26 protein-coding genes and 1 riboswitch are annotated in these 25,946 nt (G+C 46.7%); of the genes, 7 read left to right on the top strand and 19 right to left on the bottom strand.

Annotated elements, in window-relative coordinates; genetic code table 11:
• From AA84_RS0116040 to AA84_RS0116030, 3 genes are all read right to left on the bottom strand, one after another.
• Positions 1 to 1,795, bottom strand: a 1,795-nt coding sequence (locus AA84_RS0116040; protein ID WP_028978057.1) for an SH3 domain-containing protein, incomplete at its 3' end; no start/stop codon positions are given.
• A gap of 152 nt (positions 1,796 to 1,947) precedes the next feature.
• Positions 1,948 to 2,733, bottom strand: a complete 786-nt coding sequence (locus AA84_RS0116035) for a C39 family peptidase (protein WP_028978056.1) — start codon at positions 2,731 to 2,733, stop codon at positions 1,948 to 1,950.
• Positions 2,734 to 2,761: 28 nt separating this feature from the next.
• Positions 2,762 to 3,691, bottom strand: a complete 930-nt coding sequence (locus AA84_RS0116030) for a ketopantoate reductase family protein (protein WP_236628106.1) — start codon at positions 3,689 to 3,691, stop codon at positions 2,762 to 2,764.
• Positions 3,692 to 3,927: 236 nt separating this feature from the next.
• Between AA84_RS0116030 and rnhA the strand changes: the two genes are divergently transcribed.
• Positions 3,928 to 4,386: a ribonuclease HI gene (gene rnhA, locus AA84_RS0116025; RefSeq protein ID WP_028978054.1), complete on the top strand. Its 459-nt coding sequence runs from the start codon at positions 3,928 to 3,930 to the stop codon at positions 4,384 to 4,386.
• 153 nt (positions 4,387 to 4,539) lie between these two features.
• Here the strand turns inward: rnhA and nrdG are convergent, their stop codons facing one another.
• From nrdG to AA84_RS0116010, 3 genes are all read right to left on the bottom strand, one after another.
• Positions 4,540 to 5,043 (bottom strand): anaerobic ribonucleoside-triphosphate reductase activating protein, encoded by a 504-nt coding sequence (gene nrdG / locus AA84_RS0116020; protein WP_028978053.1) that lies wholly within the window; start codon positions 5,041 to 5,043, stop codon positions 4,540 to 4,542.
• 46 nt (positions 5,044 to 5,089) lie between these two features.
• On the bottom strand, positions 5,090 to 6,952 hold the full coding sequence (nrdD, locus tag AA84_RS18165; protein WP_051578099.1) for an anaerobic ribonucleoside-triphosphate reductase: 1,863 nt from the start codon (positions 6,950 to 6,952) through the stop codon (positions 5,090 to 5,092).
• A 287-nt stretch (positions 6,953 to 7,239) separates the two neighbouring features.
• Positions 7,240 to 8,094: an HAD family hydrolase gene (locus AA84_RS0116010; RefSeq protein WP_028978052.1), complete on the bottom strand. Its 855-nt coding sequence runs from the start codon at positions 8,092 to 8,094 to the stop codon at positions 7,240 to 7,242.
• A gap of 256 nt (positions 8,095 to 8,350) precedes the next feature.
• Here AA84_RS0116010 and AA84_RS19140 point away from each other — a divergent pair, with 256 nt between their 5' ends.
• The gene (locus AA84_RS19140; protein WP_156031524.1) at positions 8,351 to 8,500 is read left to right on the top strand and encodes a DUF5670 family protein; all 150 of its coding nucleotides are present in this window, start codon (positions 8,351 to 8,353) and stop codon (positions 8,498 to 8,500) included.
• A 433-nt stretch (positions 8,501 to 8,933) separates the two neighbouring features.
• Here AA84_RS19140 and AA84_RS0115995 read toward each other — a convergent pair whose 3' ends face one another.
• Positions 8,934 to 10,229: an aspartate aminotransferase family protein gene (locus AA84_RS0115995; RefSeq protein ID WP_028978051.1), complete on the bottom strand. Its 1,296-nt coding sequence runs from the start codon at positions 10,227 to 10,229 to the stop codon at positions 8,934 to 8,936.
• A 148-nt stretch (positions 10,230 to 10,377) separates the two neighbouring features.
• On the opposite strand from AA84_RS0115995, the gene AA84_RS0115990 reads away from it, so the two are divergent.
• Entirely contained in the window at positions 10,378 to 11,262 is an 885-nt protein-coding gene (locus AA84_RS0115990) for a LysR family transcriptional regulator (protein ID WP_028978050.1), read from the top strand.
• Between the two features lie 10 nt (positions 11,263 to 11,272).
• Here AA84_RS0115990 and AA84_RS0115985 read toward each other — a convergent pair whose 3' ends face one another.
• From AA84_RS0115985 to AA84_RS0115965, 5 genes are read right to left on the bottom strand one after another with little or no spacing between them, the layout of a single operon-like run.
• Entirely contained in the window at positions 11,273 to 11,998 is a 726-nt protein-coding gene (locus tag AA84_RS0115985) for an amino acid ABC transporter ATP-binding protein (protein WP_028978049.1), read from the bottom strand.
• Positions 11,985 to 12,662, bottom strand: coding sequence for an amino acid ABC transporter permease (locus AA84_RS0115980; protein ID WP_028978048.1), 678 nt, complete (start codon positions 12,660 to 12,662; stop codon positions 11,985 to 11,987). The genes AA84_RS0115985 and AA84_RS0115980 overlap by 14 nt, the downstream gene beginning before the upstream one ends.
• A 33-nt stretch (positions 12,663 to 12,695) precedes the next feature.
• Positions 12,696 to 13,472, bottom strand: coding sequence for a transporter substrate-binding domain-containing protein (locus AA84_RS0115975; protein ID WP_028978047.1), 777 nt, complete (start codon positions 13,470 to 13,472; stop codon positions 12,696 to 12,698).
• Positions 13,473 to 13,527: 55 nt separating this feature from the next.
• Complete coding sequence (locus AA84_RS0115970; RefSeq protein WP_028978046.1) at positions 13,528 to 15,195, bottom strand: M20/M25/M40 family metallo-hydrolase; 1,668 nt, start codon at positions 15,193 to 15,195, stop codon at positions 13,528 to 13,530.
• Positions 15,196 to 15,222: 27 nt separating this feature from the next.
• A complete protein-coding gene (locus AA84_RS0115965; protein ID WP_028978045.1) occupies positions 15,223 to 16,215 on the bottom strand; it encodes a dimethylarginine dimethylaminohydrolase family protein in 993 nt (330 codons plus the stop codon).
• Positions 16,216 to 16,549: 334 nt separating this feature from the next.
• Positions 16,550 to 16,650: riboswitch (purine riboswitch) on the top strand.
• A gap of 41 nt (positions 16,651 to 16,691) precedes the next feature.
• Between AA84_RS0115965 and AA84_RS0115960 the strand changes: the two genes are divergently transcribed.
• From AA84_RS0115960 to AA84_RS0115950, 3 genes are all read left to right on the top strand, one after another.
• Positions 16,692 to 18,038 (top strand): 5'-deoxyadenosine deaminase, encoded by a 1,347-nt coding sequence (locus AA84_RS0115960; protein ID WP_415640312.1) that lies wholly within the window; start codon positions 16,692 to 16,694, stop codon positions 18,036 to 18,038.
• Between the two features lie 138 nt (positions 18,039 to 18,176).
• The gene (locus tag AA84_RS0115955; protein WP_028978043.1) at positions 18,177 to 18,800 is read left to right on the top strand and encodes a superoxide dismutase; all 624 of its coding nucleotides are present in this window, start codon (positions 18,177 to 18,179) and stop codon (positions 18,798 to 18,800) included.
• Positions 18,801 to 18,949: 149 nt separating this feature from the next.
• On the top strand, positions 18,950 to 19,201 hold the full coding sequence (locus AA84_RS0115950) for a YuzB family protein (RefSeq protein WP_010025940.1): 252 nt from the start codon (positions 18,950 to 18,952) through the stop codon (positions 19,199 to 19,201).
• A 10-nt stretch (positions 19,202 to 19,211) separates the two neighbouring features.
• Here the strand turns inward: AA84_RS0115950 and AA84_RS0115945 are convergent, their stop codons facing one another.
• The 4 genes from AA84_RS0115945 to AA84_RS0115930 all read right to left on the bottom strand — a co-directional run bounded on the left by AA84_RS0115945 (position 19,212) and on the right by AA84_RS0115930 (position 23,314).
• Positions 19,212 to 20,261: a lactonase family protein gene (locus AA84_RS0115945; protein ID WP_028978042.1), complete on the bottom strand. Its 1,050-nt coding sequence runs from the start codon at positions 20,259 to 20,261 to the stop codon at positions 19,212 to 19,214.
• A 48-nt stretch (positions 20,262 to 20,309) separates the two neighbouring features.
• Complete coding sequence (locus AA84_RS0115940; RefSeq protein WP_051575166.1) at positions 20,310 to 21,155, bottom strand: hypothetical protein; 846 nt, start codon at positions 21,153 to 21,155, stop codon at positions 20,310 to 20,312.
• Positions 21,156 to 21,158: 3 nt separating this feature from the next.
• The gene (gene nfsA / locus AA84_RS0115935; protein ID WP_028978040.1) at positions 21,159 to 21,902 is read right to left on the bottom strand and encodes an oxygen-insensitive NADPH nitroreductase; all 744 of its coding nucleotides are present in this window, start codon (positions 21,900 to 21,902) and stop codon (positions 21,159 to 21,161) included.
• A gap of 482 nt (positions 21,903 to 22,384) precedes the next feature.
• Positions 22,385 to 23,314, bottom strand: a complete 930-nt coding sequence (locus tag AA84_RS0115930) for a manganese-dependent inorganic pyrophosphatase (RefSeq protein WP_028978039.1) — start codon at positions 23,312 to 23,314, stop codon at positions 22,385 to 22,387.
• A gap of 292 nt (positions 23,315 to 23,606) precedes the next feature.
• On the opposite strand from AA84_RS0115930, the gene AA84_RS0115925 reads away from it, so the two are divergent.
• Positions 23,607 to 24,734, top strand: a complete 1,128-nt coding sequence (locus AA84_RS0115925; protein WP_037563999.1) for a glycerol dehydrogenase — start codon at positions 23,607 to 23,609, stop codon at positions 24,732 to 24,734.
• 73 nt (positions 24,735 to 24,807) lie between these two features.
• Here AA84_RS0115925 and psiE read toward each other — a convergent pair whose 3' ends face one another.
• Genes psiE through AA84_RS0115910 form a run of 3 tightly spaced genes read right to left on the bottom strand, consistent with a single transcriptional unit; the run spans position 24,808 to position 25,921 of the window.
• Complete coding sequence (psiE, locus tag AA84_RS0115920; RefSeq protein ID WP_028978037.1) at positions 24,808 to 25,212, bottom strand: phosphate-starvation-inducible protein PsiE; 405 nt, start codon at positions 25,210 to 25,212, stop codon at positions 24,808 to 24,810.
• Between the two features lie 23 nt (positions 25,213 to 25,235).
• Positions 25,236 to 25,703 carry a hypothetical protein gene (locus AA84_RS0115915; RefSeq protein ID WP_028978036.1) on the bottom strand — a complete coding sequence of 156 codons (468 nt, stop codon included), beginning with the start codon at positions 25,701 to 25,703 and terminating at the stop codon, positions 25,236 to 25,238.
• The gene (locus tag AA84_RS0115910) at positions 25,700 to 25,921 is read right to left on the bottom strand and encodes a helix-turn-helix transcriptional regulator (RefSeq protein WP_037564009.1); all 222 of its coding nucleotides are present in this window, start codon (positions 25,919 to 25,921) and stop codon (positions 25,700 to 25,702) included. The genes AA84_RS0115915 and AA84_RS0115910 overlap by 4 nt, the downstream gene beginning before the upstream one ends.
• Positions 25,922 to 25,946: the final 25 nt, after the last annotated feature.

The following is a 25,946-nucleotide window of genomic DNA, read 5'->3' as shown; positions in this document are numbered from 1 at the left end:
CAACGTCTACGCGGCTTCCGTTTTTCAGCGTTGTCAGGATCTTGTTCGACGTGCCTGCCCCTGAGCGCACGTTCAGGTTCGCTGTGGTCGTGCCTGTATACTTCACCGGTTCGCTGTTTGATTCGCCCGTGTTGCTTGATCCGGACTTGCTTACAAACTCTGCGGACACATAGCCAGTGCCGCCGTTATACTTGATCTTCAGCCAGCCACCCGCTTCGCTCACAACGTCTACGCGGCTTCCGTTTTTCAGCGTTGTCAGGATCTTGTTCGACGTGCCTGCCCCTGAGCGCACGTTCAGGTTCGCTGTGGTTGTGCCTGTATACTTCACCGACTCACTGCTAGGGCTGCTCGTGTTGCTTGATCCGGACTTGCTTACAAACTCTGCGGACACATAACCGCTGCCGCCGTTATACTTGATCTTCAGCCAACCGCCCGTTTCGCTAACAACGTCGACGCGGCTTCCGTTTTTCAGCGTTGTCAGGATCTTGTTCGACGTGCCTGCCCCTGAGCGCACGTTCAGGTTCGCTGTTGTTTTGCCCGTGTACTTCACTGGTTCGCTGTTTGATTCGCTCGTGTTGCTCGAGCCGGGCTTGTCCACAAACTCTGCGGACACATAGCCAGTGCCGCCGTTATACTTGATCTTCAGCCAGCCACCCGTCTCACTTACTACTTCGACGCGGCTTCCGTTTTTCAGCGTTGTCAGGATCTTGTTCGACGTGCCTGCCCCTGAGCGCACGTTCAGGTTCGCTGTGGTCGTGCCTGTATACTTCACCGGTTCGCCGTTTGATTCGCCCGTGTTGCTCGAGCCGGGCTTGTCCACAAACTCTGCGGACACATAACCGCTGCCGCCGTTATACTTGATCTTCAGCCAGCCACCCGCTTCGCTCACAACGTCTACGCGGCTTCCGTTTTTCAGCGTTGTCAGGATCTTGTTCGACGTGCCTGCCCCTGAGCGCACGTTCAGGTTCGCTGTTGTTTTGCCCGTGTACTTCACTGGTTCGCTGTTTGATTCGCTCGTGTTGCTTGATCCGGACTTGCTTACAAACTCTGCGGACACATAACCGCTGCCGCCGTTATACTTGATCTTCAGCCAACCGCCCGTTTCGCTCACAACGTCGACGCGGCTTCCGTTTTTCAGCGTTGTCAGGATCTTGTTCGACGTGCCTGCCCCTGAGCGCACGTTCAGGTTCGCTGTGGTTGTGCCTGTATACAAAGTTGTTTTGCTACTTAGCGTTGATACCGATGATGCCGCACTTTTTTCAGCAGTTATGTATTTTGCTGCAACATAGGCTGCTCCGCCTTTGTAATCAATTTCCAGCCAACCGTCACTTGTTTTACCGGTGACGGTTACCGTTGATCCGCGGCTCAACGTTTTCAAAATGGTTCCATCTTCAGAAGGGAGCAGACGAACATGTAGGTTGTCGGACGTGACGCCTTGGTAGCTGGCAACCCTTTGGACAGACAAAGTTGGCACCGCTTCCTTTGTTTCCTCTACGCGCTCCGTATAGTGCCCGTCAACATAAGCCGTGCGCCCCTCATATTTAATTTTGAGCCAATTTCCTTCTTCACTCTTCTTGTCTACCCCTATGACATCAAAGGTCTGATCTTTTTTTAAGAGACCAATCTTGGGGTGATCCGTTCCAGGTGTACTGCGGACATTCACATTTGTTGTTGCTTTTGCCTTGTACGCATCAAACGTTTCTGCTGAAGCATGGTTCGGCGCACCGGCTATTGCGGCTACTGCAGCCGCTGCTGCTACGGTTCCGACAAGCGTAAACTGACGATCTGGGCTCATTAGGCCACCCCCGAATATGATAAAAATCGAACGATTTCCTTTATTATACAGGTAAGTTATACCATTTGTTTAGTCCTAATAAACAAATACCTGCAAAACATGAGGAAGGTCCCATAGATTACCAGTTTGATACAGTACATCTGCATCAGCCATCATGACCCTGTATAAGCGATTGCCTGATTGCCGAACTGGGTCCACGCCTCAATGAACGTTTTTTTATCGGCTTTGCTGCCCGCAGCTTCTGCAAGCGGATCATTAAAATAAACATGGTCCGCATCAAATCCGGTAACGAGCACTGAATGTTCTTTAAACGTAATCCGAATCGTCCCTTGCCTTGTCGGCCACTCTTGCCAAGCATTGTCCGGAACAGGCACAAAATTAATGCTGGTGATGACCCACACCGGTGTTCCGGAAGCAATCTGTTGCTCAACCGCAGACCACGATTTTCCCGTCATATCAATCATGCGGCTTCCCAGATACTTGCGTGCTAAATCTGCAATCGGCCCATGATAAACGGCAAATCCGGGATTTGAGCGGTTTCCGTGATACATATTGCCAACAAATCCTTCGTTCGGATTGCCCTTATAGGTTCCGGATTGAAAAGGAACTTTTTTTATCTGACGTGCAAGCGTCAGCTTATCAACCTTTACGCCAGCAGATTGAAGCAGCATCGTCAGACTGGTGATCTCGCAACCATTAGGAAGCTCAGGCCGTTGACTGACATACGGGGCAGTCAATTTTTTTGCTAATGCTTCATCAGGTTGCTGTTGTGCTGGTTCTGATGAGCCCGATGACTCTGGTGATTCGATATCGCCTGCAGTCTCTTCCTTTGCCTGCTGTTCTTGTTTCTCCGGAGCATGAGTGACCATATAAAAAATGGATAGAGAACCGACCATGATTATGCTGATCATGAAAAGTGCCGCTGCAAACTTTTTCATCACGCTACCGCCTTTACATTTCCTAGTCTTAGTGACTACGCTCTAAGAAGCGAAGCAGATGGTACAGGGTTTCAATGGTTGGAACCGAAACCGCACATTGTTTCGCCGTCTGAATCACAAAGCCGAGAATTGCGTCTAATTCCATTGCCTGACCGTTCTCAAAATCCTGGAGCATCGATGTTTTATGATTTTGAATCTCCTCATCGGGGGTAAGAAGTCCTGTCTTGTAATCCTCTCTGATTATTATGCCCCGTTTATCCGCCAAATTCAGGAACTCTGCACTGACGCGTTCAAGCAGCAATTTGAGGTCTGGATCTTTTAATGCCGTGCCGACCCTCGTTTGCGTTAACGCGGTCAACGGATTGTAGGTGATATTCCAAAGCAGTTTTTCCCACTTGATTCGCTTGATGTCGGATGTAATGCGTACAGCCGCTCCTGCCTGAAGCAGCAGCTTCTCCAATTCGATCAAGCCGGCATCTTGATGCGTATGACTCTGCCACTCGCCGATCACCAACTTGCCATCACCAACGTGATGAACAACTCCCGGCGCTTCACGGATAATCGAGATAAACGCCGAACCGCCAATGACTCGCTGAGCACCAAACACTTCTGCCAGCCTTTCTTCATTACCGATCCCATTCAGCAGACAGATGATCTTCGTGCGGTCTTCCATTAAAACTTTTAATTCCTCAATCGCGGCTTCAAGTCCAGTCGATTTTATCGCTAAAAGAATATAGTCAAAGGCAGCATGCCCTTCCAAATGCTCAGAATCGATAACGTTGACCGGTAACGAAAAATCACCATGAATACTTTTTACAACCAATTCGTGATGTTTCAGACGATCATATGTGCGTCTTCTCGCAATGAATGTCACATCTGCATGTTCCTTAGCAAGAACTCCGCCGTAATAACATCCGATCGCCCCTGCTCCTAAAACTGCGATTTTCAAATTGCCCACGCCCCATTCCAAGTTTATGAATCGATTCTTCTGCTGCACCTTTTTCTTTTTCTCTACTATAAAATAGTTTACAATATTTTGTTTTCAATGAGGTGACAAAATGATTGCGTGTGAGCTGATTTCGAGGAGCGCCGCTCTTCTGATATACTGATCAAAGGCTTCCTGAATAAAGGATTTCGCCTAGGACGCAGAGAATGATCACAAGGCAACGATTTTAACGGAAAAGGTGACGTGAATTGAACGAAATTATTATTTATTGTGATGGAGGCTGTCGCGGCAATCAAAGCGATCATAATGTCGGCGGATGGGGGGCAATCCTTCGCTACGGAGACAAGGTAAAAGAACTGCATGGGGGCATGCGCAACACAACAAACAATGTCATGGAACTAACTGCAGCAATCCGATCGCTTGAATCGCTCAAAACAAACCAAATTCCGGTTTCTTTCTATATCGACAGCGCTTATGTCGTAAACGGTATGAATAGCTGGATCCATGGTTGGATTAAAAAAGGCTGGAAAACCGCCGGTGGAAAACCCGTAAAAAATAAAGAATTGTGGATGCACCTCAACGCACTTGCCGAAAAACAGGACAAAATCACCTTCAATAAGGTCAAAGGCCATCATGGCGTTGAATACAATGAACGCGCCGATCAGCTGGCCAATTTAGCAATGGATGAACAGGAAAAGAACTGCTGAACAAAGGAGTGAGCATAACGCTCACTCCTTTCATTTTTGCCGCGCATCCGCGGCATGTGCAACGTCCGATCCTTAGAATGCCGATGCCAAGTCCGGAGTTGCTCATTAACCTGTTCTTTTTGCTCATCTTAAAGCCGGTATTACGATACATATTTAGTGAACTTTCAGCACGATGCGTCCTTTTTTCAGTGATTCTTTCACAAGAATCACCCGCTGATTGGATGATCCGCGGAACTTTAACTTCAGGTTGCGCTTGTTGATGTCAAAGGGACCATCAACCAACACATCGAGATGGCGCAGCATGTCGCGCCGCTCAGGATTCTCCTTTAATTGTTCAAAAGTGAATCCCGTCCAGCACCAAATATCCTTGCCCGGGCAGTCTCGATTGACGCGGGTCACAAGTTCGGTTAACGGTTCCGGATGGTCAAACGGTTCGCCGCCAAGCAGCGACAAGCCTTGAACCTTAATCCCGGGAATGTTGAGATCATCAATAATCTGCGTCTCCACCTCGGCTGTGTAAGGCTTGCCAAAAGTGGGATTCCACGCCACTGCATTCCAGCAGCCTTTACAATGAAAGTGGCAGCCACTGACGAACAATGAATGGCGGATGCCGGACCCATTTAGAAAATCAAACCGTTTATAATCAGCATAATTCATCGTTCTGAATGCCGGATGCTTGCTGCATTCGGCAAATTCACTCCTTTCAGTACTGCTGTTTTTCCCTGCTGTTGATCTCTTTCAAGCGTCCTTTAATCGGTTTGCGCTGAATCACCGACCCAAGATAGCCGCACAGACGGCGAATGCAGGACGTTGTCTCAGGATTGTGATTGCCGCAGCTTGGGCATTTAAAGCCTTGCACCGTCGACTCAAACTCGCCCTCATAACCGCATTCATAACACTTGTCAATGGGCGTGTTGGTACCAAAATAACCGACACGGTCATAGGTATAGTCCCATACCGCTTCAAGTCCTTCAGGATTATTCACGAGCGATGGAAATTCGCAGTAGTGAATAAATCCGCCCGCTGTATAAGGTTCATAATCTTTTTCGAAGTCGATTTTTTCAAACGGATTTATTTTTTTACGCACGTCATAGTGAAAGCTGTTTGTATAATAATCTTTATCCGTAAGATCCTTGATGCTGCCGAAACGCTGCTTGTCCAAGCGACAGAACCGGTCGGTCAAGCTTTCCGATGGCGTTGCATAGACGCTGAACGCATAACCCGTTTTCTCACGCCATTCAATCGACACTGTTTTGAAGCGTTTCACGATATCCAGTGTGAATTTTTTCGCTTGTGGATTATGTTCCCAATTTGCTCCATAGAACACCGTCGCCGCTTCGTACAAACCGATATACCCCATTGATACCGTCGCACGTCCGTTTTTAAAAATATCCTTGACCGGTTCATCCGCATCCAGTCGTTTGCCGGTTGCACCGTATTGATACAAAATCGGCGCGTTCTTCGCCTGGACCTTATTCAGCGTTTGAATGCGGAAGAACAGCGCGCGGCAGACAAGATCGAGACGCTCATCAAAAAGGCTCCAGAACGTATTCTGATCACCAGCGGATTCAATGGCAATTCTCGGAATGTTCAAAGTCACTACACCCATATTATTGCGGCCATCGGTGATGTAGTGCCCATTTTCTTGATAAGAAGGCAGAAACGAACGGCAGCCCATCGGCGCTTTAAAGTCACCGGTGATTTCAACGATCCGATCATAATTTAAAATATCCGGATACATCCGTTTCGTTGCGCATTCAACGGCTAGTTTCTTAACATCAGCGTTTGGGTCACCTTCATTGAGGTTCAGTCCCCGTTTGATTGTAAACACAAGTTTTGGAAAGACTGCGGTTTTGTGGTCGCGACCCAAACCGAGAATACGAACTTTCAAAATAGACTTCTGAATTTCACGAGCAAACCATGATTCACCAAGCCCGAAATTCAACGTAAAAAAAGGCGTTTGTCCGTTACTGGAAAACAAGGTGTTAATTTCGTATTCAAGTGACTGCATCGAATCATAGATTTCTTTTTTCGTCATCGAATACGCATACTTTTCCTGAGCTTTCGGATCGGACATCCATTGTTTCGCCGTTTCCAAATATTTGCAGAAACTCGTTTTTGCGTACGGTTCTAATACTTCATCTGCTCGATTGAACGATGTTCCTCCATAAATATTCGATGAAACATTAGCGACAATTTGGGCGACCAGTGCTGTTGCAGTCTTGATTGATTTCGGCTGCTCAACATCGGCATTCCCAATCGAGAATCCTTTTTCCAGCATGCCTTTGAAGTCGATCAGCATGCAATTGTACATGGGGAAGAACGGTGAATAATCTAGGTCATGGAAGTGCATGATGCCCTGCTTGTGCGCATCGGCGAATTCTTTCGGCAAGATGTGGCGAAGTGCATAGTCTCTGGCGGCCACACCTGCGAGCAAATCGCGTTTTGTATTGAATACATTTTCATCCTTATTGGCATTTTCATTCGCAACATATTCATCCATATTGATTAGATCACGAATTTTATCGTCTAACATTTTCTCTTTCATTATCGGTTCATTAATCATCTTGCGGCCTCCTATAATCGGCTAATAAAAACATTATACAACAATATGTAGTATATTTAAGTGATTTCTAACACAATATGTAGATAAAAAGTAGCGAAACACGTTTTTTGGGGGAGAGGGAAAGGAAAAAATAGAATTGAAGCAAATTTTGCGAATGCCGCTTTGCCGCAGCCTTTAAGCGCTGCAAGTAGAAAGGACAACTTATTCATTATAGGGGTTTAAAACACACAAAAAAATGAGGAAAGGCATAAAAAAAATGACGATTTCGTGATCGTCATCTTCATCAATTAATGAAAGACTGTATTTAAGAATTTAAAAAGACCATTTTGGTCATAGGGGTTTTCGGTTACCCAATCTGCTTGTTCCTGCACATGATCCGGCGCATTCTTCATCGCCGCCGAATGTCCGGCAAGCTGAAACATCGGCAAATCATTTTCACCATCCCCAACCGCCAACGCCTGTTCTGGTGACAGGTTAAAATAGTCAAGCAACTGACCAATGCCGCTCGCCTTCGATATATTCTTGCCGACAAGTTCGGTATTGTTCGGTGAAGATGAAAACTGGTCAAAAGCGAATGTCTGTTGCAAAGTGCGAAGCGCCTGTTTCCATGCAGCCATGAGTCTTGCATCGGTACTGAAAAAGTACATTTTCGCGATTTGTTCCGACTCTTCCTCAGTTAGCGTATCCTTCCAGACCATATCTTCCAGAACGGCCTGTCTGCGCGAATTCCATTCATTTTCACTTACGGAATGCGGCCGTTCTCCTCTGATCTGATCGGTGATATAGCCGCGATCACGACTCAGAATGGTCCGCCTGCCTCCGATTGGGTGCAGCTGGTAATACATGCGCTGCTGCTCTGATCGCTTGATCATTTGTTGGACAAGCCCGCTGGGAAGTGCTTGTTGAAAAATCCTTTTCCCGCCTGCAAATACCGACATTCCATTCGAAGCAACCATGCCTTCATGCGGAAAGTCTTTTGGAAGAACATTCAGCGCATCGACTTCGGAACGGCCTGTGACGACAAACACATGCTTGCCAAGGGATCGCAGTTTCTTTAAGTATGCGTTCAACTCAGGGGTGACCTGATTTTCCGCTGTTAATGTCGTCCCATCCAAATCCAACATAATCGTCTCAATACTCACATCCTATCCCCCCTTAATCATCGCCTATACGGTTATTTTACCTGTTCTCAACGCGGCGCGCATGTGTTTCATACTCAGAAGCAGGCACTTTTTCAGCAGGCATGTAAACGCTCCACGATCTTCAGCAGCTTAAAGCGGGCTTTGATTGGAACATTGAAGCGACGTTCAAAACCTACATGATCTTGTTCTGATGAAAACTCATTCATTTGTCTATACTACTAAGTAATACATCAATGACTTGATGGGAGGGCATTTCATGCTGGGTCTGCTTTGGACGTTGATCGTCATTCTGTTTGTTATTTGGCTTGTTCTGCTGCTGCTGAAAATCGGCGGCGCGCTCATTTACCTTTTGCTCATTGCCGCGCTGATTTTGTTTATTGTTCAGTTTTTCACGCGCAGGCGATGAATGCGGGTGAACCGGGTGCATGTCTGATTCTATTCGCTGAAACTGTCTGAGTATCAGATTCTTATCCCCTTGAAATGGGTTCGTTCCGAGCCAATTCCAGGGGGTTTTTCAGTATTGTAAGAAAAACCGGGCAAAATACGCCCGGTCCTTACTCTCCAACCATGTGTGATGGACTCGTGTCTTTTCGGTACTGAATCGCCGCTTCGGTTACTCGCTTGCCGCGGGCGCACCGCGAGCCTCCTCAGACAAACAGAAATCTGCGGGATCTCGCTGGCACGCATCAACAACGCGCGATCCCGCTGGCGCCAGAGTACCTCCGCTTTGATTCTTGGCCAAAACACTGGTCTATGGGTTTGAAGACGGGGCAGAATCGTTTACTTAATTATCCCGCAAAGAAAAAATCGATGATCAACTGCTTCTGCGCGAGTCAGAGTCAATGCTTCTGCGCGACTTCATCAAGTGACGCTTCAACGCTTGCTTTGAAAATGTCAAAGGCGTCGTCGATTTGCTCCTTGGTAACAATAAGCGGTGGAATAAAACGAATTACATTGTGGTCCACGCCGCAGGAAAGTAAAATCAAGCCTTTTTCTAGAGCCTTGGCACGAATTGCCGTGACCAGATCGCCATCCGGGTGACCGTCACGGTCGACAAATTCAATGCCGATCATCAGACCAAGTCCTCTGACTTCCAGCACCTCATCACGCTCAGAAGCCAGCTGCAGTAACTTTTCTTTGAAGTATGCACCGACTTCTTTGCCATGATCGACTAATCCGCCTTCGAGCAATTCAAAGACGGCTACCCCTGCCGCACAGGCAACCGGGTTTCCGCCGAACGTGCCGCCATGCGTGCCGGCCGGCCATTTGTCCATCAAGTCGCGTCGTGCTACCAGTGCGCTGAGTGGGAAGCCGTTGGCAATCGCCTTGGCAAGCGACATGATATCCGGTTTCACATCAAAATTTTCGTAAGCAAAGATTTTGCCTGTTCGACCAAATCCGGTCTGAACTTCATCAAAGACAAGCAGGATACCGTGTTCATCGCAAATTTTGCGAATCGCTTGCAGAAAGGCCTTGGGTGGAACGATATAGCCGCCTTCGCCTTGAATCGGCTCCAAAATCATGCAGGCAACTTGTTCCGGTTCAATCAGATCATGGAAAATTTCATCAAGCGTATTTAAGCAGCGCGCAACTTCCTGTTCTTCGGTAAGACCGGAACGCGTTGCATAGGGATAGTCGGCATAATACACACTTGGAAGCAAGCCCTCATAATTGCGGCGATACTTCGCATTCGAAGCGGTCAAAGTCGTCGTTGCAAGCGTACGGCCATGAAAACTATGCTTAAACGTAATAATTCCCGGCCGATGGGTCACTTGTTTCGCCAGTTTGATCGCTGCCTCGTTGGCCTCCGCGCCACTGTTTGAAAAATAGATCTTGTAATCATGGCCAACATGATCAAGAATTTTTTCTGCGAGTTTAATATAAGAAGGATAGTAGACAACATTATGCCCGCCATGAACCAGTTGATCCATCTGTGCCTTTGCTTTTTCCAGCACGTAGGGGTGGTTGTGGCCGCAGTTTACAACGGCTACGCCGCTGGCAAAATCAATATACTTTTTGCCATTTTCGTCCCAGACATAAGCGCCCTCGCCCTTGACAATGCCGAGCTGTGTTGCCCGCAAGGCAATCGGCGGAAACAAATCCAATGATTTTTCATACATACTCTTATCCGGCATAATCTCCATACCTCTTTTGTTAGAAATTCGAAGCACTCATCCAAGGCTAAAGCAACAAACTATTATATACTGTTATTAAACAAGCGTTTATTTACTTTTTTTAGGTCATGATTCGCCATAAATCGCGACGATACGGAGGCAGAAATCAATGGAACTCAGGCAATTGAGAACGTTTCAAACAGCAGCAAAACTGCTTAATTTTACGCAAGCTGCTAAACTGCTTAACTTTTCACAGCCAACGGTTACTGCGCAAATCCGCTCCTTGGAAGAAGAAATCGGCCATCCACTCTTCTTCCGAATCGGCAAGCAGACGTTCCTCACCGGACACGGCGAGATCATGAAACACTATGTGGATCAGATCTTTCCGATCCTTGAGCAGATGACGACCGAGCTTCAAGCTCAGAGCCGGACAGCAAGCAAATTAACCATTGCTGCATCGGAAACCTTTTGCACGCATTACTTTCCGCCGATCATCCGCCAATTTCTTGCTGACGATCCGGATATCGGAATCAAGTTGGTCTCCTGCACTAGCGATAAAGTGATCGAAGGCATCAACAACAATCATTTCGATCTCGGCATCATTTCCGGATCGTACCGCAAATCCGGGGTGACGAACATCGTCCTCTCAGAAAAAGAGGATCTCGTTCTGATCGTGTCCGACACGCTTTATCAGCACAACACCACTCAGGACTTACTGGAAAAGTACCCGTTCATCAAATATGAGATCGTTGGACCCTTTGAAGAACAAATGAACAGCTACATCGATGAAAACGGTATCCATCTGCGAAAGATGATCGAATGCAGCAGTCTGGAAGCGGTGAAAAGCGCCGTGATGAATGACATTGGCGTCGGACTGATCAGCCGCAATCTTGTTAAAAAAGAACTGGCAGAGCGCCAGTTACATGAAATCCATTTAAACCAAAAACCCATTGTCATCCAAACCTCACTGATTATCGCCGCACATAAGCTTCGTGATCCAAAGACGATGCATTTCATTCGTCTCATTGAACAGAAATGGAATACGATTCACTGATCTTTAAGGATTACAGAATCTTTTTCAGAAAATCTTTTGCGCGATCCGTTTTCGGATTACTGAAAAAGGCTTCCGGCGTATTGGATTCCAGAATTCTGCCGTCGTCCATAAACACGACTTTGTTGGCCACTTGTTTGGCAAAACCCATTTCATGCGTCACGATTACCATCGTCATTCCGGACTCAGCAAGCGACTGAATCACATCCAACACTTCTTTGACCATTTCCGGATCAAGCGCCGAAGTCGGTTCGTCGAACAACATGTATTCAGGTTCCATCGCTAGTGCACGGGCAATTGCAACACGCTGCTTCTGACCGCCTGAGAGTTTGTTTGGGTATTGATTCTTCTTATCAAGCAGCCCGACTTTTTCAAGCAGCGCTTCCGCTCGTTTGACAGCCTCATCCTTAGACAGCTTCTTCACTTTCATTGGTGCGTAAATCAAGTTATCAAGTACGGTTTTATGCGGGAAAAGATGGAAGTGCTGAAAAACCATGCCGACCTTTTCCCTAACCTTGGTGACCTGTTTCTGTTTAAGGGAAACAAGGTCCTGATCATCGATCAAAACGCTTCCCTTCGTCGGTGGTTCAAGCAAGTTGATACAACGTAAAAATGTAGACTTTCCTGACCCGGACGGCCCAATGATGACAACGACTTCGCCCTTATTAATGTCTAATGAGACATCTTTCAGTACCTTCGTGCTGCCGAAATCTTTATATACATGTTCAGCTTTGATCACTGCGGCTCAGTCTCCTTTCAATGCGTCCGCCAACCGCGGTCAGGATCAGGACAACAATATAATACATGATGAATGCGACGAACATCGGCGGAAAGTACAGATAGTATTCCGCAGATACGATCTGAGAACGGCGCATCATATCAGTGACTGCAATCGTCGATACAATTGCAGAATCCTTGGTTAACGTGATAAATTCATTCATCATTGCCGGCAATATATTCTTGATTGCTTGAGGCAGAATGATATCCTTCATCATCGGCCAATAGCCGACGCCAAGTGCACTTGCTGCTTCAAACTGGCCTTTATCGACCGCATTAATCCCTGATCGGATAATTTCAGACATATACGCCCCTGAGTTCAAGCCAAAGGTAACGATTGCGCAAGTGGTTGGATTGACGTCGTTCAAGCCAATCAATTGCGGTATCGCAAAATAAGCGAGTGCAAGCTGCATAATCAGTGGTGTCCCTCGAAAAATCGAGGTGTATGCTCTGGCAATTCCGCTTAATAGTTTTATGTTTCCGATCTTGCATAAGGAAAGCAGTATGCCTAATACAAAACCGATGATCGCCGCACCTAATGCAATCCCCAAAGTTACCCAAATACCATTTATAATATAGGGAATTGAAGGAGCAATTGTCTTAAAACCGGTAATCACATGTTCCATTGCCCCATGATCCTTTCACTTCAAAATAGAATTTTATTGATTGACAATCCATTTCTTAACGAGTTCATCTTTCTTGCCGTTCTTTTCCATTTCTTTAAAAACCTTATTAAATTTAGCCGTTAACTTGCTGTCTTTTGGGAAAGCGGCACTGATCGGATCATACTGAGTCTTTCCATCAACCACTGCTTTAAACTGTTCCAGTTTCTTATCTTTGCTTGTGTACCCATAGGCAACCGTATCGACAGTAATGATCGCATCAAGCTTTTTCGTGCGCATGGCCTCAACCATCTCATTCAACTTGTCCCAGCTTTGAATTTTCATCGGAATTGTCTTATTCACTTTTTTAGCCAACGTTTCCTGAGTTGTTCCTAATTGCACGCCGACCTTCTTGCCTTTTAGATCGTTCATTGTTTTAATGTTTGTGCCTGCGCGTGTGAGGACAACTTGGTACGATTGGTAATAGGTCTTCGAAAAGTCAACTTGCTGGCGCCGTTTCGGTGTATCCACCATACCGGCCATAACGAAGTCTACTTTTTTGCTGTTCAATGCAGCAATCAAACCGTTAAAATCTTGGTTTTGCACTTCTAATTTGTAGCCCAGTTTATCGGCAACATATTTTGCCAAATCAAGGTCAAAGCCGACAATCTTATTTCCATTTTTCGTATCCACATTTTCAAACGGTGGATAATCGGCACTCGTCCCCATAACAATCGTTTTCTTCTTGCTTGAATCGCTGCTTCCTGAGCTGCTACATGCCGACAGAACAACCAGCAGCAGCGCCATCACAATAAAACCAACTTTTTTCATCATTAACTTTCGCCCCTTATCATTATATCTAGATTCCTATTTAGGAATTGAAACACCATTAACCATCCGGGTGATCTGCAAAAATGCGTTCGGTCATCGAACGGATCAGTTTCGGCAGAACGCCGTAAGAATAGGGCTTGTATAAACGTTCCATCCAAGTATGCGCCTTTTTTCCATAGACACCCATATCCAGAACAGGAATCGCCAACTTACGGATCTGATCCAGCGGCACGCTGTAAGTTTTGCCCCAGCCGGGAAAATTGTTAACAATTGCTGCCGTTTCTTCGCTCGTCTCGCTCATTGAAAGATAGCTGCTGTCGGCAAGGTACGGAAAAAAACGTTTCTTAGCAAAACGTTCACCGGTTGCTTGCTGCACTTGACGAAGTACCTCATCAAGGATTTGATCGCAGCGTTTCTCTTCAGGTACGTTATCGCGCAGGTAATTATGCGGACAATAAGGCGGTGCAAAGAAAACAATCACTTTCGGACGCTTATCGCCGGCGCTTGCCTCAAGGGCTTCAATGACCTTGCAGCTGACTTGACGAAAGTCTTCATTAGGGTTGCCCTGAATGACCTGATCCATGATTTTCTCAACAGGAACGCCTTTCTGATTCAGTTCTTCGACGAATTCCTCATAGCTGAGCACATCAACGTCCCAATGCGGTGCTTGCCCTTGAAGTCCGCAGTTGGCTGAGAATACGCTATACTGCTGCTTAAGAAACGCGGCTAAATCAGCGCAGGCATCGGCAGCAACATGCTTTAACTGTTCCATCACTGCATTCGGTGTACGCTCATAGAGAAAATAGTTGAAGTACATAAAGGTCGTACCTGCGGTTTGCACATTATAAAATGCCTTTTTGTCGCGCTGAAAGAGACACGATGGCGGCAGAATCACTTCATTTGCAATTTGTTCCGCACCATCCATGTTGTTATTGAGCGCTTCATTAATTTTACTGGCAATCAGCGTCGGATCGATGCCGGAAAGTGTTTCGCCGACATGCGTTTCTCTGCCGCGAATATAAAAACATCCGAGCAGTTTTCCCGCTGACCCTGTATAAATGTATCGCTGCGTATCGCCTTTATAGAGCGGACTGACGAAGTCCCCATTAATTGCTAATTTATAGTGAAGATTCTTTTCATCCCGTAAGCGGATCAATTCAGATACAGCTTCCATGACCCCTTGATGATCATTCTCTTCAACCGGATTAAACATCACAAGCAAGTTTCCCTTAAGCTGCTCACGATGCTGCGCATAGTAGAGCAGATTGCCGAGATGGACGGCATCGCCGCTCTTCATATCCAGCATGCCGCGCCCAAACAGCCAGTCTCCTGATGCCGCATCCTTTTGCACATCGGGATCTTTCGTGTATTCCGAGAAATAGTGTTGAAGATAATCAGGATCCAGCGCGTGCGCTTCGATCGAATTAAAGTCGTCGATACCTACCGTATCCATATGACCATGATATATGATGGTCTGCTTATTTTCAAACATACTTTTGAGAAGAGCAAAAACATTTTTTCTGCCATGCGCATCGCCTTCCAGTTTCTGAGTCCAAACCTGATCCGGATGTTCTTTGAAATAAGGAAACGAACGGAGAATCGCCTCTAGCTTATCGGCCATCGTTACTTCGCCATCGGTGCCGTTTACGCTCCTGATACCGACCAAATCTCTTGCGAATTGCTCGATTTGCTGCTCGATTGGCAAATCTTTGACTTTTTCATACATAATTCTTTTCTCCCCTCCGATGCATAGTTAGTCAACGGGATCGCGCTGCAGGACGAGCGAGGAACAATGGATGCCGCCGCCCATTTTATTCAACTCATCGACCGGGATTGCAATGACCGCAACCCCCGCTTTCTCAAGCGCTTCAATTGTCCGTACGCCAAGTGACGTGAACAAGACTTTCCCCGGTTCTAAGCAGAGCAAGTTCGTGGTCATCGGCGGATCAAGCGGGTCCGTATAGATGAGCGTAACGCCGCGTCGCTGCAATTCCTGAAGGAACCAGTGCGGCAAGTTGGTTGGGTCAACCAGCGCTTTGTCCTTGTCAACCATATTGAACACTTCATCAAGATGGATCATACTTGACGGCAGATCAACAACGATCAGTTCCATTCCCTGCCAAGACAGAATTGCGCGTAATTGCTCGATGCCGGCCTGATTCACACGGATCGATCGCCCGACAATTGCCGTTTTGCGATCAAATACCATAAAGCTTCCGCCCTCAACAAATCCTTGCCCTTGGATCGATGCCAATACCGGCATGCCGATCTGAGCCGCTGTTTTGAGGGTGCGCCGCGTTTCGCCATACCTGAATTTCAAAGCGAAGCGAGCCAAAATCAAACCGCCCGGAATGACCATCCCCACATCACGGGCAAACAAATTATTGGTCAGCAATTCATCGTCTTCGATAAGCGGAATCACGTCCACGCCTTCACTTCTTAATACCTCAGTCATCCGGTCGTGCTGCTCCTGCATTTTCACCAAATCAAGCGGCTCCTTGCCTAAACAATAGCTAAGAATGTTCCCTTCTTCATCGCGAAGAATCCGCGCACCTATCTCCGGCTCGAACACCGCTTTATTCAATTCATGAATTTCCTTGCCCGGACGGTGGACAAAAACCTTGCGCACCTTTCCGTATGCATTGGGATTGCCCCAAGCGCAGTCCCAGTATTTTTTAAGCAAAGGCGTTTCTTCAAAGGAACGCTTCACCATATTTTCATCAAGAAACTTATGCAAGGTGGTCACATCAAGTCCTCCTATCCAATTTAAAATCATACATCCCATGGTATAAAAGCTAACACAAATCAGGTTCTGCATTGATTATAGTATAAAATTCAGAATAATGTTATTTGTAAATATCTATGTCATGTATTTGATAAACCTATTGTTTCGAAAAAACGCGACAAATCCGTGTTTCATGTGTAAGTCGCCAATGGGCTGCAAGAGTCATTGTATCTGCACATTAGCCCTTACTCTTGTTATCTTAATTGTCAGATTCCCCATTCGAAAGATATTGTTTGTCAGATATTATGACATAACATTTGACGATCTTTCCCCATTCAATTATGATTAAGTACGTAAACTTCATCCTTTCTGTTTTCGTATATCCTTAATAATACGGTTTAGGGGTCTCTACCTGGGAACCGTAAATTCCCGGCTACGAAAAATATGCGTGCATATTTTTCGTAGCCTTTTTTTTATTCATTCTTTTCGATTGGGAGATGATTAAGCTGAACCGGACGATTATTAAAAATGCTCAGCTCATAACCATGAATCAAGAGGAAGCAATCCTTCACGGGGACATCGTCATTGAAGGAAGCCGTATCCAATCGGTCGGTGCTGCGGTTGCACCCACAGCCGATGATTACGTCATTGATGGAACAGGGCGTACGGTAATTCCCGGATTTATTCAAACGCACATTCATCTCTGCCAAACGCTGTTTCGCGGTAAAGCGGATGACTTAGAGCTCATGGATTGGCTCAAGGAACGCATCTGGCCGCTTGAAGCGGCACACGACAAAGAGTCGATTTATCTGTCGGCTATGCTTGGAATTGGTGAATTGATCGCCGGTGGATCAACCACTATTGTGGATATGGAAACCGTTCACTACACCAATGAAGCCTTTCAAGCGATTGCAAAAAGCGGCATACGCGCTTTGTCGGGAAAAGTGATGATGGATAAAGGAGCCGATGTGCCCAGCGGTCTTCAAGAAAAGACCGAGGATTCGATCCGTGAAAGTGTCGATCTTCTAGAAAAATGGAACGGGCATGATCACGGACGAATCCGTTACGCGTTTGCGCCGCGCTTTGTCATTTCCTGCAGCGAATCCTTGCTCACTCAAGTCCGTGATCTCGCTGAACACTATAAAGTATTCGTTCACACCCACGCTTCCGAAAACCGCGGCGAGATCGCCATCGTCGAAAAAGATACAGGCATGCGCAATATTGTGTATCTCGACCATATCGGGCTTGCCGGTAAAAGGCTGATTCTCGCACACTGCATTTGGCTGAGCGCCGAAGAAAAAGAAATCATTCGCCAACGCGGCATCCATGTCAGTCACTGCCCCGGATCCAACCTGAAACTTGCTTCCGGAATCGCCCATGTACCGCAAATGGCTGGGATGGGCATTAATCTTGGGCTTGGTGCCGATGGCGCGCCATGCAACAACAATTTGGATATGTTTCAAGAAATGCGGCTGGCTGCCTTAATCCATAAACCGGCAAATGGTCCGACTTCGATGAACGCCCATCATATTTTCCGAATGGCAACTATTGATGGAGCGAAGGCAGTTGGCATGGACCAGGAAATCGGCAGCCTTGAGACAGGCAAGAAAGCCGATCTTGCCATCCTAAATCTAAATACCTTTCACAGTAGACCGATGTTTGGCACCGATCCAATCTCCCGTATCGTCTACTCAGCAAAAAGCTCCGATGTAGAAACAACACTTATTGACGGACGGATCGTGATGGAGAATCGGCAGATGAAGACGATCGATCAAGCATTCGTGTTAAAAGAAGCCGAGACAGCAATCGAACGGCTCGTAAAACGAGCCGGCATCCGGATCTGAACGAAACACCGTTCCTATTACGCCTACCGGCAGTGTATAAAAGTGCAGCCCTCAAGCCAAACTAGTTGCTTAGAATGCCAATAACTGATTTACTTAAATTGGGGTTGGCAAACGATTTGGTAACTAAGGAGGATCTCAATGAGTCAATTTGAACTGCCCGCACTCGAATTTGCTCCTGATGCCCTTGAGCCTTACATTGACAAAGAAACGATGCGCATCCATCACGATAAACACCATCAAACCTACGTGTCGAATTTGAACGCAGCGCTTGAGAAGCATCCGGAATTCAAGGATCACTCACTGACGGATCTCATTGCCCACTTGGAGAAAGTACCGGAAGACATTCGAACCGCCGTCCGCAATAACGGCGGCGGTCACTACAACCATTGTTTTTTTTGGAAAGTGCTGATTCCAGGCGGATCCAAACAGCCGACTGGAGCGCTGGCTGAAGCGATTGAACAGCAACTCGGCGGTTATGAGGCGTTCAAAGAAGCTTTTACCGCAGCAGCAACCGGTCAATTCGGCTCCGGCTGGGCCTGGCTGACCGTCACAAAACAAAACGTTTTGAAAGTAACCAACACCCCCAATCAGGACAGTCCGTTTATGGATGGTCATACCCCGCTTGTTGGCCTTGACGTTTGGGAACATGCCTATTACCTGAAGTATCAGAACAGGCGTCCGGAATACGTGAAAAACTTTTTTAATGTGATCAATTGGGACTTTGCAGCTGATGTCTATGAAAAAACATTGCATACAAAATAACATGGCATTTAAAATCCCGAAGCAGCCGCTTCGGGATTTTAAATGCTGCGCTTGTCTTGATTTTTACCGTCCTTCATTATTACACTATAAAAGGGCTGTTCCAAAACGGCGCCGCGAACATGTCCCAATGTCCAGTAGGAGGTTCACCCATGAATGAAGGTCTTGGTCTGGTTACCATTGAAGTATGCGATTACGGTTCACTGACCGTCCAGCATTTAGAAAAAATAGCCCGTCACCCGGAAGTCGCAGTGATGAACTATGATTGTCTGAATGTGTGTGGCATGTGCAGTCTGAAGCCGTTCGCAATTGTGAACGGACGCCGCGTCTTCGCCAATACGATTGACGCCTGTCTTGAAAAAATCGAACACCGTGTTAATGAGGAACTTAAGGCCTTGCAATGAGCCGTCCGCATTATCTGCCGTTAAAGAATTTGATACAGACCGCATCGGCTGCAGACAGTTTTGCACCCAGATCGGTCAATGTTCCGTTCAGCGGATCACGTTCAAATAAAACGACATCTCCCGAATTTTGATTGGCAGCAATCAGAAAACAACCGCTTGGATCAATCTCAATGTCCCGTGGCCAATCCCCTAAGGTGTCGGTATGGTCGATCAACGCGAGCCTACCGTTTCCTTCATCCACTTGAAAAATGGCAATACTGTTGTGCCCGCGGTTCGAAACATAGACAAAGCGTCCATCGGCACTGATTTTGATTGCTGCGCCCTGACTGTGTCCGTTAAAATCGGCAGGAAGTGCGTTCACCGTTTGAATGGGGGTGAACGTACCGCTCTGCAAATCAAAATGAAGCACAATCACTTCATTGCTTAATTCAGTCATCACATAGGCGTAAGGTGCTTTAGGATGAAAAGTCAAGTGGCGTGGACCCGTTCCTGGTTTGAACACGAAGGTGCTGTTTTCTTGCCATTCACGCTCCATCACACGGTATGTGGTCAGGGTATCTGTCCCTAAATCAACGGTAACCGCGAAACGTCCGTCCGGCGTAAAGTCGGCAAAATGGACATGCGGACCCTCCTGCCGCTCACGATTCACGCCTGAACCCTCATGCTGCACAGTTGCTTGAGGGCGGATACCAAGCGCCAAATCCGGCACATAGCTGCTCGCCGTCCCCTCATGATAGTTCCCATCCAAGATGCGCCTGCCTTCTTGGTTAACGCTGACATAGCATGGCGAAGCGCCTTCGCGCACACTCTTTCCCAGCAGCTGCAGCGCGCCGGTCTCGTCAATGGCATAGGCTGCGACACCGCCCTTCGTCCCATCTTTTACAACCGAGTACAGTTTTGCGTTCTCCTTATCGATTGCAACATAGGTGGGATTGCCAAGCTTAGCTGCACAGCGCAGACCGGTCAGCACTTTCCGTTCTGTGTCCAGAGTAAAAGAATAAATCCCTTCACTTTTTCCTTTGGTATACGTGCCAATATAGCCTCGTTCGTTCACAGTCATCCTCCTTGTCTCAATAAATCATTCGCCATCTATTACAAAAAGCCCTGCTTAATGCCCCAGATACCGCTTCACTTGAAAAAGCAAGCAACTAATCAGCAGCACAAGCAACGAGAAAAAGATCGACAGACTTAACATCACCATGAGCAAAAAATTAAACCGGCCGATCCAGTACATGATTTGGGTATGCAATGCCGGATCAAGTAGCACGCTCAATCCATTGGCGACTACCAGCAAGCAAAACAAAGCGCCGGCCCCGCTGCCCGCACCGCGGATATCTTCCGTACTGAGCGACATGCGCGAAGCGATGCAAAGCGCTGCGTACAGAAACAGCCAATAGCTCGGTCGACTGAAATTTGCAGCTGAAAAAAGATTACGGAAGTTTTCGGCAACCGCTTGCCCAAGGCCCACCCATGTCGGCAAATCAAAAAAAGAAAACAGACGAAGCATGTGCGAACGTTCAAGGTGAAGAACAGAACCAGTAGGCACCAGCCACGCTGCAATGCAGGCAATCAGCAAACTGCCACCGATCAGAGGCGCAACACCGATAAAAAAATTACCAATGCGCTGATAGAGACTCGACGGTTGATAAGCATGACGTACATAACCCATTGTTCCATCCGCATCAACAGCCTGCAACAGTTTGACCTCAGTCACCCGGTGATGGAACATCAGACCTATTAACACATGACTGAGCTCATGAACCGGCGTTCCCAGCCAGGCTGTCCAATAAATACTTTTCAAACCAAATGCATGGATCATCCGACGGTTTGCCTGTCGCTCCAAGTAACCAAGAAGAAGTCCGCCAATCACCAACCCGCCGATTAAAGAAATAAACTGAATGAATGAAAAAGCAACAATTTTAAACGCCGCACGCAGCCATTCAGGATCATTCATTCCTTAGCGCCTGCCAAGATGCTGCTTTTCCAGAAAAGGCTTCAATGCGAGACGCGGCGGCGTGCTCAGGCCGTTTGCAATCTGCTCGGTCCACGTTTCCTCCCGACGTCCGCCGGTGCGTGAATGATAATAGTCTGCAACCTGCTGATCATAACGTTCAAGCGCTGCATCGTCCAATTGAGCAGCATAAGTGTTGCGATGATAAATGTTTTTCAGGGGAAGGCGCGGTTTCTTTTCCGGCTCTTGATCCGGGTAGCCCACAGCAAGGCCGAACAGCGGAAACGTATAGTCCGGAAGCTTGAGCAATGCCGCTGTGCGCTCAATGTCACGTTGAATACTGCCGATATAGCAGATTCCAAGTCCCATTGATTCAGCAGCAACCGCCATGTTCTGGGCTGCAAAAGCTGCGTCGCCAAGCGCAACAGTAAGCCGTTGTGTTGTATCCAATACTCGGGTATCGATGCCGCTGCGCTCACCGATTTTTTTGTTGCGGTACTGATCAGCGACAAAGACAAAGAAGCCGCCGTTCGCTTCAACATAAGGCTGATCGCCGCTAATGATGCGCAGCTCCTTTTTTAGTGCCGGATCATCAATTCCGATAATCGAAAAAGATTGCGTATAACTTGACGTTGATGCCGCTTGTGCACATTTCACCAGCAATTCAATCTGGTCCTCAGACAACTTCTGATCGGTAAACTTGCGAATCGAGCGATGATTCAATAATGTTCTGATGACTGGATTATCCATGAAAATAAATTCTCCTTTGCATGAAAATCTTCTTAACCAATTATACGTGATTCGTCATCCACTCGCACGATCGCGGCTCAACAAGCACCTGTGGGGTTTCGCTGGCAGGCTGATCCCGCAGGCGTCTCGCATCTTAATGAAGGGTTCTTGGACATTCTTGAGCGAATAAAAATGATCTCGATCCACCTCACTTCTGTTTCATTATGAATTCTGGTCCTTAATGAAGCAACGAGTGAAATAAGGGGAAATTTTCCGACTATACAAAGCAAAATCCTTCATTTTCACGTTTTTCAAGTTGATAAGCGGAATCTCTCCATTTATTTAAGCTGTCTTTTATCTTATTTTCGAATTAAGAGGAATTCCCCCCCTATTTACTTCTGCAGGATGCGGTGTCCCACGTCTCTCAAGCGGGTCATGGATGTTTCTTTTCTTGCAAAAAAAACAGAGGGATCGCTCCCCCTGTTTTTAGGCATTTATGCATCTTAATCTGCTAATGATTCGGTCAATACTGGAACAATTTGTTTCTTACGCGAAACTACACCTTTTAGGGTTGCAACATGGTTGTCCAGTGTAACTTTGAATGCTGATTCAGCTGCTGCCGCTGCTTTTCCAAGAATCAGCGCTTCAGAATCGCTGGTCAAAATGTTTGTTACGGCCAGAACGAACAGATCCAGATTCTTCGTTTCGATTTCTTTACGGATTGCAGCTTCAAGTTCCGCCTGACGGGACAGCGCATCGTTGGTATCCACAACATTCACTTGAGCAATTTCTACAGTATACTTACCCATTTCGAATGGTTTCATATCAAGCGTAATCAATTCTTCTGCTGACTTATCGGCAATGTTTGTCCCCGCTTTAAGCATGTCCAAACCGTACGTTTGCACATCGACTCCGGAAATGGCTTCCAGTTCTTTCGCTGCTTTCACATCTTCATCGGTGCAGGTTGGCGACTTGAACAGCAGCGTATCGGAAATAATCGAGGACAGCATCAGCCCGGCAATCGTTTTCGAAAGCGTGGCGCCTGCTTCCTTGTACAGTTTATTAATGATCGTTGCAGTGCATCCAACCGGTTCCGCGCGATAGAACAGCGGCGCTTTCGTTTCGAAATTAGCAATTCTGTGATGATCGACAACGGAGAGTACCTCGACATCTTCAATATCGTCTGCACTTTGGGCACGTTCGTTATGATCGACCAGATAAACAGCAGGCACTTCATTCGCCACTGTCTTTACAAGGCGCGGAACCGCAACCCCAAAATGATTTAAAACGTATTCTGTCTCACCGTTCAAATCGCCAAGGCGAACGGCTTCGACATCTTCGCCCAGCTGCTTTTTCAAATCAGCAAACGCGATTGCTGAGCAAATCGCATCGGTATCCGGACTCTTATGACCGAAAACAAGCACTTTTCCCATTTTTTCTACCCCTTAGTTACGTGTATTGGCTACTCACAGATCGTCCGTGCATAGTCTCTCAACAAAACCATACATGAACGACTTAAGAATTTCAATACTGAAAAATGCATACGTCCTCAATCAAGATCATCTCTTTCATTTCTGTCAATAGACAATTTACTAAAATACTAACTTTTTCCTCAGGAAATGCATAAAAGTTCACATTTTATTCATAAATATAAGCGTTTTCACTAGCTATTTCAGTCTAAAGTTTTATAATTATTTTTGTAATTCAAATAAGGAGTGATTGATTATGGTAGATACCCCACTACTGAGTAAGGGCAAAAAACTCGCTAGGTCTGTGACTTCTCCTAAAAAGTTTATCGTTGGGAAAGGCATTCTTTCGGATATTAGCAGCTATATCCGCCCTTTCGGCGACAATGCGTACTTCATTTGCGATGAATTCATCGTTGATCGTGCGGCCAATGTCGGTGGCGCATCATTTCGTTCATCCGGATTAACCGCATCTTTTGAGAAATTCAATTACGAATGTACGCAAACTGAGATTGACCGCAATCGAAAATTGGCTCGCTCAGCAGGGGCGAATGTTATTGTCGGTATTGGCGGTGGAAAAACGTTGGATACCGCAAAGGCAGCTGCCTATTATGAAAAGCTTCCCGTTGTGCTCTATCCGACGATTGCATCGACGGACGCACCATGTACTTCAATCGCTGTTATTTATAATGATCAAGGTGCCTTTGATCACTATTTGTTCCTGCCCGGCAATCCGGACATGGTCATTGCCGATACGGAAATTCTGGCTGCGGCACCAAAGCGTTTCTTTGCTGCCGGAATCGGTGATGGATTAACCACCTATTTTGAAGCACGTGCCTGCTACCGCGGCTACGGCTTGAACTTAGTTAACCTCCGTCCCTCGCTTATTGGTGTCGGGCTTGCCAAACAATGCTACGAAACCATCCAGCAAAACGCAGTTGCCGCTGTTCATGCTGTTGAAAACAAACTGTCAACACAAGCCGTCGAAGCAGTGATTGAGGCAACCATTTACCTGAGCGGTGTCGGTGCTGAATCCGGTGGCCTAGCCGCAGCACACGCCATTCATAACGGGATGACCGCCGTACCGTCACTTCATCGCGTTCAACATGGTGAGAAAGTCGCGTTCGGTTTGCTTGCACAGCTTGTGCTCGAAAACGCAGCACATGATGAATTAGTCGACGTGATTCGACTTATGAAAGCCGTGGGGCTTCCGCTCACACTTGAAGATCTGGGTGTTAAGGCGTTTAAGCAAGAAGAATGGCGAAACGTTGCCGAACGTTCATGCGCTGAAAACGACACAATGGTCAATATGCCCTTCCATGTCACTCCTGATGATGTATTCAATGCCATCGTCACCGCAGACGCGATTGCAAAAGTTTATAAGTAATATTGTAAGCGTTTGCTATAAATTGTTAAAAAACCGTCTCCCCAGCAAAGTTAGTGCTGATGAGATGGTTTTTTCATTCGCGTTTCAACATCTTGGTATTTGCAATGTACAGTGCTGCAACGAGGACGAGAATAGCGATTGAATAGAGCAATACCGAATGCGGGTCATCATGGCTAACGATAATCAGCCGTACAATCGCAGTCACACCGATGTAGACAAAGTAGCGGAGCGGAAAATGATAATGCGCTTGAAAATATTTGATAATCAGCGCAATAAATTCGAAGTAAAGAAAGAAGACAAGAATGCCTTCAAGCAAATGGTAATAGGAAGCATTTTCGTTCAAGAAAAGATAGGTGAAAAACGAATACGTCTCTTTGACCAGTGCAACACTGAGCACAACCGCCAAAGCAATCAAGACCGTATTCAAAATCCATTGAAGTCCCGTAGTAATCAACCAATCCAGCTTATGTCGCGTCATCGCTTTGCCCCCATTCCCATAGCTCACAGATAGATCTTCCGGATTTTTAAATAGTACACAATGACTTGAACCAAAGGAATCAGCAAAGCAATAAGAATAGGATAGACCGGAAGCACATGAATAAATAGCGGATAGAAGCATAACAAGCCTGCACAAATCGGCGCGCCCACCCATAGCGCGATAAAGGCAGCATGCGCTGCAGAAGCGGTAATCGAGCGCTCCCTTTCATCCTTGGCCGGCGTGATCAGCGGATAGATCCAGTATGCCAAATGCTTTTTCCTCCGATTCCATAAATGATCAATCGCTTCAACGATTCCTAAGAAGAGTATGGGGACAAACCAAGCAAAGTGCAGGGTAACGCTGTAGGCACTCCTGTTTTCATTGATCAGTAAGGCTAGCCCGCGCGTCAGTTCGACCAGCGGAATCATAGCCATGCCAAAAGCGCAAATTGTACTTAAAGACATTGCAAACGAAAACCAAAGCCGCTTCATTGTTCAGCCACTCCTTTTTCTAATTGAAAAACCTTCTCCGCCGGCAACTGAAACACCTCGCAAATTTGCAGGCCGAGTAAGAGAGAAGGAACATAGTTGCCTTTCTCTATCGAAGCAATCGTCTGCCGCGTGACACCGACCCGCGCGCCCAATTGTTCTTGCGTCAAACCATAACGTGCACGGAGTGCTTTAACCTGATTTTGAAGTTGAACAGCCAAATTCACCGCTCCAATAGATCGTTTA

The organism is Sporolactobacillus terrae DSM 11697 (assembly GCF_000648615.1).
GTDB lineage: Bacteria > Bacillota > Bacilli > Bacillales > Sporolactobacillaceae > Sporolactobacillus > Sporolactobacillus terrae.
Note: the sequence above shows the minus strand (reverse complement) of the source record. Positions and strands in the feature narration are given on the sequence as shown.

What these genes read in the sequence shown, in the direction of transcription:
- nfsA (WP_028978040.1), bottom strand. Translation starts at nt 21,902, where the DNA reads ATGGATAATCCAGTCATCAGAACATTATTGAATCATCGCTCGATTCGC.
- AA84_RS0115950 (WP_010025940.1), top strand. Translation starts at nt 18,950, where the DNA reads ATGAATGAAGGTCTTGGTCTGGTTACCATTGAAGTATGCGATTACGGT.
- AA84_RS19140 (WP_156031524.1), top strand. Translation starts at nt 8,351, where the DNA reads ATGCTGGGTCTGCTTTGGACGTTGATCGTCATTCTGTTTGTTATTTGG.
- AA84_RS0116035 (WP_028978056.1), bottom strand. Translation starts at nt 2,733, where the DNA reads ATGAAAAAGTTTGCAGCGGCACTTTTCATGATCAGCATAATCATGGTC.
- AA84_RS0115930 (WP_028978039.1), bottom strand. Translation starts at nt 23,314, where the DNA reads ATGGGAAAAGTGCTTGTTTTCGGTCATAAGAGTCCGGATACCGATGCG.
- AA84_RS0115945 (WP_028978042.1), bottom strand. Translation starts at nt 20,261, where the DNA reads ATGACTGTGAACGAACGAGGCTATATTGGCACGTATACCAAAGGAAAA.
- nrdG (WP_028978053.1), bottom strand. Translation starts at nt 5,043, where the DNA reads ATGAATTATGCTGATTATAAACGGTTTGATTTTCTAAATGGGTCCGGC.
- AA84_RS0115990 (WP_028978050.1), top strand. Translation starts at nt 10,378, where the DNA reads ATGGAACTCAGGCAATTGAGAACGTTTCAAACAGCAGCAAAACTGCTT.
- AA84_RS0115995 (WP_028978051.1), bottom strand. Translation starts at nt 10,229, where the DNA reads ATGCCGGATAAGAGTATGTATGAAAAATCATTGGATTTGTTTCCGCCG.
- AA84_RS0115940 (WP_051575166.1), bottom strand. Translation starts at nt 21,155, where the DNA reads ATGAATGATCCTGAATGGCTGCGTGCGGCGTTTAAAATTGTTGCTTTT.
- AA84_RS0115975 (WP_028978047.1), bottom strand. Translation starts at nt 13,472, where the DNA reads ATGATGAAAAAAGTTGGTTTTATTGTGATGGCGCTGCTGCTGGTTGTT.
- AA84_RS0115925 (WP_037563999.1), top strand. Translation starts at nt 23,607, where the DNA reads ATGGTAGATACCCCACTACTGAGTAAGGGCAAAAAACTCGCTAGGTCT.
- AA84_RS0115955 (WP_028978043.1), top strand. Translation starts at nt 18,177, where the DNA reads ATGAGTCAATTTGAACTGCCCGCACTCGAATTTGCTCCTGATGCCCTT.
- AA84_RS0115915 (WP_028978036.1), bottom strand. Translation starts at nt 25,703, where the DNA reads ATGAAGCGGCTTTGGTTTTCGTTTGCAATGTCTTTAAGTACAATTTGC.
- nrdD (WP_051578099.1), bottom strand. Translation starts at nt 6,952, where the DNA reads ATGATTAATGAACCGATAATGAAAGAGAAAATGTTAGACGATAAAATT.
- AA84_RS0115970 (WP_028978046.1), bottom strand. Translation starts at nt 15,195, where the DNA reads ATGTATGAAAAAGTCAAAGATTTGCCAATCGAGCAGCAAATCGAGCAA.
- AA84_RS0115980 (WP_028978048.1), bottom strand. Translation starts at nt 12,662, where the DNA reads ATGGAACATGTGATTACCGGTTTTAAGACAATTGCTCCTTCAATTCCC.
- AA84_RS0115960 (WP_415640312.1), top strand. Translation starts at nt 16,692, where the DNA reads ATGATTAAGCTGAACCGGACGATTATTAAAAATGCTCAGCTCATAACC.
- psiE (WP_028978037.1), bottom strand. Translation starts at nt 25,212, where the DNA reads ATGACGCGACATAAGCTGGATTGGTTGATTACTACGGGACTTCAATGG.